Origin of the sequence: Pseudomonas sp. WP18 (genome assembly GCF_036689585.1) — a bacterium.
Classification (GTDB): Bacteria; Pseudomonadota; Gammaproteobacteria; order Pseudomonadales; family Pseudomonadaceae; genus Aquipseudomonas; species Aquipseudomonas chlororaphis_E.
The window spans coordinates 4,730,079-4,742,149 of record NZ_CP144758.1; the positions used below are offsets into that span (position 1 = coordinate 4,730,079).

General features: G+C 58.3%; 5 protein-coding genes. 1 reads left to right on the top strand and 4 read right to left on the bottom strand.

Annotated features, from left to right (window positions below):
• The first annotated feature begins 9 nt into the window (after positions 1 to 9).
• Positions 10 to 4,950, top strand: coding sequence for an RHS repeat-associated core domain-containing protein (locus V5F23_RS20930; RefSeq protein ID WP_338496433.1), 4,941 nt, complete (start codon positions 10 to 12; stop codon positions 4,948 to 4,950).
• A gap of 156 nt (positions 4,951 to 5,106) precedes the next feature.
• On the opposite strand, the gene V5F23_RS20935 is transcribed toward V5F23_RS20930, so the two are convergent.
• The 4 genes from V5F23_RS20935 to V5F23_RS20950 form a co-directional block, all read right to left on the bottom strand.
• Positions 5,107 to 6,603, bottom strand: coding sequence for a hypothetical protein (locus V5F23_RS20935; RefSeq protein WP_212802928.1), 1,497 nt, complete (start codon positions 6,601 to 6,603; stop codon positions 5,107 to 5,109).
• Between the two features lie 166 nt (positions 6,604 to 6,769).
• Entirely contained in the window at positions 6,770 to 8,974 is a 2,205-nt protein-coding gene (locus tag V5F23_RS20940; protein ID WP_042732427.1) for an autotransporter outer membrane beta-barrel domain-containing protein, read from the bottom strand.
• A gap of 198 nt (positions 8,975 to 9,172) precedes the next feature.
• Positions 9,173 to 11,140 (bottom strand): hypothetical protein, encoded by a 1,968-nt coding sequence (locus V5F23_RS20945; RefSeq protein ID WP_338496438.1) that lies wholly within the window; start codon positions 11,138 to 11,140, stop codon positions 9,173 to 9,175.
• 197 nt (positions 11,141 to 11,337) lie between these two features.
• Positions 11,338 to 12,069 (bottom strand): adenosylcobinamide-GDP ribazoletransferase, encoded by a 732-nt coding sequence (locus V5F23_RS20950; protein WP_047736525.1) that lies wholly within the window; start codon positions 12,067 to 12,069, stop codon positions 11,338 to 11,340.
• Positions 12,070 to 12,071: the final 2 nt, after the last annotated feature.

The following is a 12,071-nucleotide window of genomic DNA, read 5'->3' on the forward strand; positions in this document are numbered from 1 at the left end:
AAACGGACCATGACCACATCAAAAGCCGTGAACTCCCAGGCGTTCGGTTTCATGAGTTTTGTACAGGGCGGCGTTGACCCGCGCACCGGCCAGTACACCGTGTCCATCGACTTGCCCGAGGTCAAGAACAATTGGCTAAATGGCCCGGCCTTTCCATTGAGCCTGGCCTTCAACCCAATCAACACCCTGGACTCCGGCTTTGGGGTCGGCTGGAACCTCAACCTGACCCAATTCACGCCCCATGACGGCATCCTCGCCCTGAGCACCGGCGAAACCTTCAAGGTCACCGGCAGCGGGACGACTCCCGACATTCGCGAGAAGAAACTCGACACCTTCCACTTCGAAAACCTCGGCAACGAACGCTATCGCATCCTGCACAAGTCGGGCATGGTCGAACACCTGCAGGTCGGTGGCAGCCAGAACGACCGGGTGGCCTTGCCCGTGAGTATCACCGCGCCCACCGGCCACAGCCTGACCCTGGCCTACGTGTTGTTCCGCGGTGGCCAGCGCCTGCAGAGCATCAGCGACGCCCAGGGCGAACTGCTGCGCATCAATCGTCACGGCGGCAATGAATGGGTGGAGATCCTCGTGCGCCCCGACGCCGGCCCCGGCGGCGCGGCGCTGGCGCGCTATGAAATGAAGCTCAATGCCAGCGGCTGGGTCACCGAAATTATCCTGCCCACCCCCGACAAGGGCTCCTGGCGCTTTGGCTACGGCAACGGGCCGATTCGCAATATCCTCTGCCTGCACGAGGTCAAGACTCCGGTCGGCGGCCGTGAAACCATCGAGTACGCCGACACAGGGCACCCCTACCCCGGAGGCGTCGTGCGGCCCAACCTGCCACGGGTGACCCGTCATCGTAGCTACCCTGACTTTGGCCAGGATAACGCTGATGACACAATGATCGAGATCATGTTCAGCTACACCAGCCATAACTTTCTCGGCGCCGGTGAAACCGTCAGTTGGGAAGAGGGCATGGATCCGCTGTACAAGCTGAGCGCGCGCTATGAATACGGCAGCACCGCCAGCTTAATGGTCGGCGGCCACTCGGCGCGCCGGGTGGAACGCACCTACAACCGCTTCCACTTGCTGACTGAAGAAAAAACCACGCAGGAACATTGCGTCATGCGTGTTGCGACCCAGTATTACGCCGAGGACGTGGCGTTCGAGCGCCAGGTGCCGCAGTTCCAGATGCCCAAGGCTGTCACCACCAGTTGGGAGCTGGACAATGACGCAAGCCAGTACCGCGCCGAAACCGCCCTCAGTGCCTACGATGAAAACGGCAACCAGACCGAGCAGGTCGAGCCCAGCGGCATCAAGACTGTCTACACCTATTACTCGAAAAACGGGGAAGACGGTTGCCCGCCGGACCGTTTTACCCGCAACCTCAAAGACACCACCGTTTTCCCCTCTCCCCAGGGCGAGTCCGGCGCGCCGACGTTGCAGACTCGGTTGCGTTATGACGATCACGCTCCGCTGGCCAACAGCGAAGTGGACAATTGGCTAGCGGTTGACAGCGAAACCCTGGTGCAAATCGACGGTACCAGCGAAACCACCTTGCAACAGACGGTGCTCATTTACCACGAGCTGCCGGATGACGCGTTTCTGCATAGCCGCCTGCTCAGCCAGCAAACCACCCTCAATGGCACCACCAGTACGCAGCGCTATGAGTATGACAAGCTCAGCAGCGTACTGGCCGGCGAGACGGTGTTGGAGACCCGCGAACTGTTCACCGGTTTTGACGGCCTCGAAAAAATGCTGTCCCGGCAGGATTCACTGATCACCGGCGAAACCCTGCTGTCCGGTGACCTCGATGGCGTGCAGCTGCTTCGCGAGTACGATGCGCTGGGCCGGGTGATCAAGGAAACGGTCTCGCCAGGGTCAACCGACGCACAAGCCGAACGCAGCTTCACCTATACGTTGGTCAATGCCGACGGGCAAAAGTCCTCGCAGAGCGTGACCGACGTCAAAGGCGTTACGACCCGCAGCCGCTTCGATGGTCTGGGACGCATGGTTTATCAGGAACGCGCCGAGAAGGCAAAATTGCCGCGCCAGATCTTTGCCGCTGCTTACGACAAGCTCGACAACCTGATTGAAGAGGTCAACTACGACTGGCTGGAAGACAACCCCATGCCCCTACGCCAGGGCTTTGAATACGATGCGTGGGGTTTCGCCCACCGGGTGACCATGGCCGATGGTGTCGTGAGGTGCCGCCTCTGGTCGCCGTTCAGTAGCAAAGGGACGATCGAACACCACTGGCTGGAAACACCGGCGACAGAATCGACGATGATCATCAGCAACCTGAGTTCCAGCGAGTACAACGTATTCGGCAAGCCCGACCGCACCCAGCGATTCGACGCGCAGCCGCTGATCGAACGATGCAACGCAAACCCCGAGCGCCCGGTCACAGAGCATCTGCGTCAATTGCTTGAAACGACGGGGCTGCCGGTCGTAGGCGCGGTCGAATACGCCTACGACGGCAAGAGCAATTGCGTCCAACAAAAAGAGCTGCATGATGGAGAGGAACGTACGACACGCTTTACCTACGATGCCTATGACCGGGTGAAAACCACCACCCTTCCTGACAACACGGCCTTCAGCCGGACGTTCGCCGCGCACAGCGTTGACGAGCAAACCACCAGCCTGCGGGTAAAACCCAGCGCCAAGCCGGAGGTGGTGATGGGGGTGCAGTCATTCGATAGTTTGCAACGCCTCACTGAACGCCATGTCGGCTCGATGGGCAATCCGCGAATCGAAACGTTTCGCTACACCGGCAGCCAGATGCAGCCCCGTCAGCGGATCACACCGGCGAATGAAGTTTTCGATTACGAATACAAGCCCGAACTGACCCAACAGCCTTTAGCGATTACCACCTCCAAGGATGAGTCGGCGACCTATGTCTATGACCTCAAGACCGGCGCGATCATCCGTACACAAAACACCCATGGCCAGCGCGAATATCGCTACAACGACACCGGTGAGTTGGAGTATGAAAACTGGACCGACACCGACGGCACACGGATGGAAACCATTTACCGAACCTCCCTCCATGGGCGTCAGATCCATCGAAGCCACACAAATGGCCTGGATACGCTGTATACCTACGACGCCGCCGGGCGGGCCAAAACGGTCGTTCAAGGTGCGCTGCAAGGCGACTTCGACTACGACACACTCGGCCGCCTGTGCCGCACCACGACGCGCAGTCCGCACTCGACACTGACCGCCGACGTGGAATACGACACCCACGGACGGGAGATCGAGCGAACACTGCGACTCGACAATCAGCCTGCGCGAGTCATTACCCAGACCTGGCAAGACGACAATCAACTCAAAAACCGCCAAGTATTCCTGGACGGCCAAAGCCTGCTCCACGAAGCATTTGTCTATGATTCACGAAACCGGCTCGTCCAGCACACGTGCACGGGCAGCGTCCTGCCCAAGGATGCCTATGGCAACAGCATTATCGGCCAGCTGTTCAGGTTCGATGAGCTGGATAATATCCAGCGCGTGACCACGCAATTCGCTGATGGCCTTAGCGACATGGCGGTGTTCACTTATGCCGATGATCCTTGTCAGTTGGAGCGCATCACCCATACCTACACCAGCGGCGGCTATCCTGCACTCCTGGAATTCAGCTACGACGCCAATGGTCATATGCTCAACGACGACCAGAATCGACAGTTGATCCACGACAACCATGGACGCCTGATAGCGGTCAAGGATGCCCAAGGGCAAACCCTCCTGAGTTATCGCTATGACGGGCACAACCATCTGGTCGGCGTTCGCCGGGGCGATGAACAGGAAACCTTGAGGTTTTACCAGGGCTATACCCTGAGCCACACCCTGCAAAACGGCACCGGCACCCAATACCTGTTCCACGACGAGCGCCCTCTCGGCCAGCAATCCATCGATGATCATGACCAAGCCGTCTTGTTGATGACCGATGCCAGCCCTAACGTCATTAGCGAATGCTCGGAAACAGGGATGCGCGCAGCCGTCTACACCGCCTACGGTATCCGCAGCAGCGATGATGTCTTGCAAAGTCTGCTGGCATTCAACAGCGAGGTGTGCGAAGACAACGACTGGTACCTGCTGGGACGCGGTTACCGGGTCTACAACCCCAACCTGATGCGTTTCCACAGCCCGGATTCGTTCAGCCCGTTCGGCTCGGGCGGGGTCAATCCCTATGCGTATTGCCTGGGGAATCCAATTGCGTTCCGTGATCCGACCGGGCATAGAATCAGAGGGGGTCGTCCGGATAATCCGGATTATATCGACCCGATTGAACAGCCCAAGCAATCCATCTGGGGGAAAATAGCCACTTACGCCTTTGCAGCGATCGCCTTGGTTGGCGCGGTGGCAGCAATTATTGTTACCGGGGGAACAGCATTAGCAGTGGTCGGTTTCGCCATAGTTGCGGTAGGCGCAGCACTAACTGTATGGGGAACTGAAACAGGCAACGAGGCGATGAGTACAATTGGTATAATATTAACCGCTGTGGGTGGGCTTATAAGTGGTGGGGCTTACTTTACCCGGCCAGGCGCTGCCAAAGGTTCTCCCACGCCCTCGCCCTCACCTAGATCAAGCAGTTCAAGTAGCGGCAGTTCTAGATCCTTCCATATTCCCCGCCCCAAGTATGATGCGCCTACTAGTAGAGGCGCTACTTCGGGCCAGCCACATAATAACATCCGTAATACGAAGCCCACTCCCCAAGCTTCTGATAATGAGCCAATCGATTTAAATAACGCCCAACGTGGTCTCTACCTACCGCCGATGGAAGAAGGCCCTAACCGTAGGCCTTCGACCGCTTCTAGCGATTATGTTCCAGGTCCACCAGCACTAGAGGTATCCAATCGAAACTTAACACCCGAAAACTCAATACGCAGAAAGCAAGCACTAAGAGGGGTCGTTACCACTGACGGTTATTTTAGAAGAGCTCTATTTAACTGAATCAAAACTAGCGCAGCCCACCAAGTATGCGATAAAAACAATCACATACTTGGTGGCAACTACCTCACAGTATTGATAGACGAAAGCCATCACGATTTTCCACCCCACCTTATTTCCAATGGCTTACCTTGAATAGAGAGGCGCTCTTAGCGTTCCTCACCCCACCAACGTCAACTGCAACAACGGAAAATTAGGCGCCGCCAACGGCGGCCATGTCTGCCCGCCATCGAAACTCACATAAACCTTTCCGGTTAACGGCCTGTTGCGCTGCAGGGTGTTCAAGAAGACCTTGGACACCCTGACATCCGTGCTGAAACCAATCCCGGCAACCAGCTCCTGCGTCGTCACCGGGCGTTTTCTCACCGCTTCGAACGACGAGTCCTGGCCTGTCGTGCTGACGCCGGTCATCGTGATCAGGACCCAATGATCCGTGGTGATAAGCGGCCATTTCTTCAGTGTCAATCGAGCGCCTTCAGGCGCCACTGAGGTGTAGCTCAGGTTGCCACCGGAAAGGCCGTCGCACTGGACGGCCTCGAGTCGCTGGCTGGGAAGGGTTTGCACTTGCAACTGACGTATTGCGGACAGGTGTTCCTGCTCCCTGGCGTCAATCACCCCATAGGACACCGGTAACGCCCTGCCGATATGGGCGGCCAGGTACGGCATGTCGACCTGATAACGACGTGAACCGGAACTGACAGGCTGCTCCACCCGGGTCGCGCCCAGGGTCCCCGGTTCGCCCCACTGCACCCAGACTTTTTCGCCAGGGTAGATCACCGCCTCTGGCGGGACCTGCACAATGACCACGCCGTTAAGCGGCACCAACGGGTCCAGTGTCTGTTGCTGCCCGGCCCCCACGGCACCTTCGACGGCAGGCCACGGCAACACTCGCGGCACAGGCGTCGCGGAAACATCCAACTCGACCGGCTCGGAACGCAAGCTCAGGTTACCCGCACGGTCCTGCACCTGATACCACACGTAGCGCCAGCCCTCTCCCCTGTCCCGGATCAAGTCGCCCGGGATCGTGACGACCACCGGGTCGGAAAAATTCCGGTCATCCAGCTCGATGACGCCGGCCTGATCCTGGGTGCCCGGGGTGGTGCCCCAGTACCAGGTGATCCGGTCCCAGGGTCGCGGGATTGTGTAGGCTGGCAGATCGACCCGCACCTCGTCGTTGTTCAATTCGAGGTAATGGGCGGTGAGCTTGTTGGGAGGCAGGACTTCAGAGGGGAAAACCAGTTCGCTGTCGGCAGCCAGTATGGGAGGGGTTTTATCGATGGTGACGTTCACCGGGACGCATTCACGAGGTACCGAACCATTCCAGGGCAACACTTGGTAGTACAAGGAATGGACGCCCTCATCCAGCTCGGTGACAGGCACCCTCAACCAGAGGTCCGCCTCCTGGACCGGGCCCTGCAGGAATTTTTCGTCGACCTTAGCCCCTCTCCAAAACAACCGAACGGTATCGGTCATCCCGGGTTCTTGAGCGGCGTCACTCCATAGGTCGAACTCAACCCGTAGCGGCAACAGCCAGGCGTCCTTGCGCAGCAGGTTCTCTTCACCACCGGGAGCCGGGTCGAGCACTCCGATGATATCGGGCGGAGAGAGGTCCACTTTAGGTTCATTGAAACGCTGCTGGTCTCTGGAACTCGACATGGCTGTTGCCTCACTAAAAAGCGAGCCGGCTCATTAGCGTGGTCGGCCTGGCCGGCGGGCGTTGAAATATGAAATTCAGTTCTCACCCATTCACGTCTGGCCCTCATGACCGCACTTACAAACCACGCGGGCGGCCCCTGAGGCCCTCCCCTCGTGAGCGCTCAGATCACCAGTTGTAACGAACACCAAAATTGACACCCCACGGCTGTTCGATCTTGTCACCGTTGCTGTAGTCCAGATCCGCGTGCATCGAGACCTTGTCGGTCAGCGTCATGGACACGCCCGCGCCCAGCTCGCCCCGAGATCCCGACAAGTCGTTGTTGAACTTGTTATCGTTGACCCTGACTTCGTTGTTGTTGGCGAACTCATGGGCATAGGCGACACGCACATACGGCTGCACCACCTTGCCTTCGCCCAGATTGAAATTGCGTCCGGCTGTTGCCCCCAATTTGCCGAGCAGCGAATGAGCGCGGTCACCTTCAGCGGACAGACCGTTATCCAGGTCATAATCCTTGCCCTGGATAATCACGCCCGAGAGTTGGGTATAAGGTTCGACGAAATAATCGTCGGCCAGGGCAATGTGCCGGCCGAACTCCAGGGACCCACCGACGCCATGGTTGTCATAGTTGCCCTTGGTTTTCTTGCCGTCGCTCAGCTGCACCTTGGATTCATTCTGGAAGCGGTTGAACTTGATCACGCCGTCAAAGTAGTAGCCGCTTTCGTCATCCAGCCAGGTGGTGTAGGCGCCCAGGTAATAACTATCGACCGTACCGCTGGTGCCACGGCTCAAATCCAGGTCGGATTTGCTGTAGCCGCCCAACAAGCCGACCAGCCACTGTCCGTCCCCCATCGGCAACGGCGCATCTGCACCGAACGACAGCCCCTGTTGGGTCTGCTGATAGCCCACGCCGGAGCTGGCGCTGACATCGAACTTGTTGCCATAGGCACGCACCCAGCCACCCGCCTTGTTGGCATCCCTGCGTACTTCACCCATGCGACTGCGCAACGTGCTGAGCTCGCCATACCAGACCGTCGGCGCGGTGTTGAACAGCGCCAGCACCGACCGAGTGCCAGGGCTGATGATCCGCGAGGCAATGTCCAGGTACCAGTCATTGTCGCCCTGTTTGATCAGGTCGTAGGAATAGGCGCCCAGATCCACCGGCCCGTTCAGCATGGAGAACTGGGCATCACCGGCGGCAATATGGATAACCGGTATGGCGCCCGCTCCGGTCGGGTCGGCGCCACTGCTGCCCATTAGCACCGTGTGGTTGCCGGTGGCCGTACCGGTGACCTCAAGCGTATCGACCTGGCCGGTGGCGAAGTTGGCATCCATGATGAACGTGCCGTTGCCCGACAGATCACCGACCGACAGTTTATAGAACTCGGTCGGGCTGCCGAACTTGATCGACCCGCCATCCATGGACAGATTGCCCACGGCGCCGTTATCAACCATGTTCCATTGGGCCTGGCTATTGATTGCCAGGTTAGCGACATTCTCCAGCCGGCCGGTCAGGGTTGCCTGGTTTTGCAGAGTGACATTGGCCGTGGCCCCGCCGTCAGCGACGACATCACCGACCAACTGACTGTTGTCGACGGTCATGTTGGCGGTCGAGGAGCCTTTGACTTCCAGGATTCTGCCGTTGCCACCGATCAGGGTCGAACCGTTGCCGACATGAATGTCGGCCGTCGTGGCCGGCAGGCCAAAATCATTGACAACGATCGCTGAACCGGTCTGGCCCTGGACCGTCGTGCCATCGAGCACCAGCCGCCCGGGGGTCGATACGTTCTGGTCCGTGGTCATCACAATGCCATTGAGCCCACCACGAATCGTACTGGCGGTGGCCGATACCCGGCCATTGGCCAGTTGCAGCCCAAAACTGTTCGCGTTGGTGCCCGTCAGCACGGTTTGGTTCAGGTCCAACTGACTCAACCCACCGACCAATGCCCCCACATTACCGCCGGAAATAGTGCTGCCCGTGACGGTGGCTGCGGACCCTTGCAGACTGCCCGTCGCGTTGCCCAACGACAGCCCGGTGCCAGTGCCGGTGATGTTGCTGCCTTGGATGGTTGCGTTGCTGTCGAGCAAGTCGATGCCGATGCTGCTGGTACCCGAGGTCACGACCGAGCCGTTGAGCGTCAGGGACGATCCGCGCTCAGCCCGAATCTGATTCGTCGTCGCACCGTTGGCCGTCAGGCTGGCATTGTTTCTGAGCAGGTAGTTATCGGTGGCGACGCTGCCGTCGATCGCCAACGTGTCGTTGTCGATGATCCGCGCCAGCAAAGGCGTGCTGCCCATCAACAATGGCAGGAGGGCTACCCACTTCAAAGATATCGATAATGGGCTCAATACGAAGGAGTTCTTAGCTTTCATCAGACACCGCAAAAGTAAACTGTCAAAGAGTAGGTTCGCCGTGCCCGACGATCTGTGCTTGAACTTGCAAAGGCGGCGAATAATAGAGAGACAGCTCCTCAGGGTATGTAGGAATAATCCGAATTCAACCAGGAAGAATTACCCTGTCATCAGCAACAGGAGGACAACCGCCCTCCTGCTACCGAACGAGGCAACACGTCACAGCCTGGGAATCACACAGTGCCCCCCGTTTTCGAATACGGCGATCATCACGGTCACCAGATCAGAACTGACGTCCTGACCGCGGATGTTGATCGTGTACTTCACTTTTCCATAGCCGTACTGATCGCCGGTGTCATAGGTCGGTTTCAGATACTTGTCATACTCAATGAACCAATGAATGCCGTCTCTTTCCTGGTCCTCCGTCACGGTGATGTCTTCTTTAAGATCGGTGTTCGGCAACTCTACACTGCCGCTCTTATCGTAGGTTTTCCATTCGGCCTTGACCTCTACATCCTTCTTCACATGGACGGAGGGTGGAATAAGAACCCGGATCCCCCATACGCCGTTTTGCTCAACCAGCGCCTCGCAATTCAACGGATAAGGAACGTCTTGATCCGGGAAGGTAGGCTCTTCGAGATCAATAACTTCGACATTGACATCGACGAAGGTACGACGCGACTCCGGTTTGTTCGTGAAACCCGTCCGAGTCAGGGTGTAGTACATCGGCAATTGGGACATCACGGGCGTCTGTTGTATGACGCTCCAGGGAATGATTCTTTCAACTTCCTGGTTAGGCGTTTCACTGCCATCGACGATATAAGGGGAGGACACCGCCACGCCGTTCCAGTAAAGCGTCAACGTGTCGCCCACCTGCGGATCATCGTATAGCGTTATGAAAGCCGAGGCGGGTTCACCAATATCAGCCTCGATCAACTCGGTATCGCTGTTCGAGTGGCTCTTGAACCTGATCAACTCCAACGCTGGGTTAATGGGCCCCGGATCCCCGGTTCCCGGGCCAGGGATTGCCAAGTCCACGTTGACGTCGATTTTGCCCGGAGACGCAGTCGGGTACGGACCTCGCAGCACCTCATAATCCACTTCCGTCACCTGCACATTAGTGCCGTTAAAGTCATATTCATCCCTTATATGCGTCCAGGGCACGGTGATTTGCAGCGGGAACGGAAGGTGCGAGCCAACCGGCGTCTCAGCAAGCTTGGTGGTTCCCCATCGGATGACAATTCCGTCGTAGGCGTCCCAGTTCGTGTATTCGCCAATCTCCACCTTGGTTGGAAAACCCGCATCGACCCAATCAATGAGGTTGTCGGCAGCCAACGGGACGCTGGGAGCACGTAAATTGGTCGGTAGATTGCCCAAGGCGACCACGACTTCAACCGGGAACGGCATATCGCTGCGGTTACCCGCCTTGTCGAACAGGAAATACACGACATAGTGAAGTTTCGAGCCCAGGCGCGTCACGATATCTTTAGGCACCAGTATCTGCCGAGTCGGAGGGAGCAATCCCAGATACGCCAAGTCCGCAGGATCCATGTCCGAAGTCGGTGGCTTATCCAGCCAGGCTACGGCAACAGTGACAAACTCTTTCTTGTCTTCAGTGAAATCAGGAATCTCGCATCTGACGCCACCATCCTGATCCAGGATGGCCGTCGTGATCGGCTGTTGGGGCAGGATGATGATGCGCTCCGGTACGTCGGGCCTGATGGGCCCCGTCCTATCGATCGTAATCGGCGCCGTGAAAGATAGCGTTTCTGTGGACGAGTTCCACTCCTTCACTCGGTACCTGAGCTGAAACGTCCCTTCATAGCTTTCAAAGATCGTCAGCGGAATTTGCCGGTCCAGAGGAAATTGATCAGAGGGCAGCGCACCGCTGTCGGGAACATCTTCACTGTGAAACTCCAAAAACTCCGACGAACTGGCAGGTTTCCAATCCAAGTACAGCTTATTGAAGAACGGAAGTCCCGGATCCGGACGATTTGGCCATTCAGGAATCTTGATCTGCAAGGGCGCGTCGATTTTGCTGATGGGTATCAAACCGTCGGCGTCGCCGGGGATGGCATCCACCACGATGGGCGCTCTGAACTCCAGCGTCTCGCCTCCTTTGAAGAGTTGTTTGCGATAGTTGGCCCGTACCTGTTCCGCCGTTGGACGTGTGCTTGAACCTGCCATGCTCGCCGCTCCAAAACCGTTTGGGTTTAGCCATGAAGGGATTTCATGGCCTGTCAAAACGCGTTCGGCGGTTCGACTCACGGCCCAAAGGAAACACCAGCCCTGTCGCTCCGCCCGGCTCTAGAAGCCTGAGCAAAATTAAGCGCCGATTTTTCGAAGCACGATACTGTCAGAGTTGACAGGTCACCCAGCCCGGTTCAACCCAACACCACCCCCACTAACACCGCCACCTCCAGCAACTCCAACAACGCCCCCGCCGTATCCCCGGTGCAGCCCCCCAGCCGGTTGACCATCATCCGGCGCACGCCGATGAACGCTGCCGCGGCCACCAGCAGGGCCAGTACACCCAACCATCCCGCCAGCCACACGCAGCCCAGCGCAGCGCCTAGCAACACCTGCCAACCGGCGCGCCGTGGGAGATGATCGGCCAATGCCTGCCCCAACCCACCGGCGCGCACGTAAGGCGTGGTCAGAAACAAAGCGAGCAACGCGCCGCGCCCCAATACCGGGACGATGAGCAGCGCCAGGGACTGGCCTTGCTCGATCAGCGCCAGCAGCGCGGTGAATTTGAGCAGCAGTACCAGCACCAGCGTGATGACGGCGATAGGTCCGCTGCGTGGGTCTTTCATGATGAGCAAGGTGCGTTCACGGTCGCCGAAGCCGCCGAGCCAGGCATCGGCGCTGTCGGCCAGGCCGTCGAGGTGCAGGCCGCCGCTGAGCAGGACCCAGGCGCTCAACAGCAATGCGGCATGAAGCAGTGGCGGCGACCCGCCCAGCAGCGCATCGAGCAACCAGAGCAGGCCGCCGAACAACAACCCTACCAACGGATAGAACAGCAATGAGCGGCCCAGTTGTTCGGGCTCGGGCATGCCCGGCAAGCGCACTGGCAGACTGCTGAGAAATTGCAGGGCGATCCAGAACGGCAGCATCG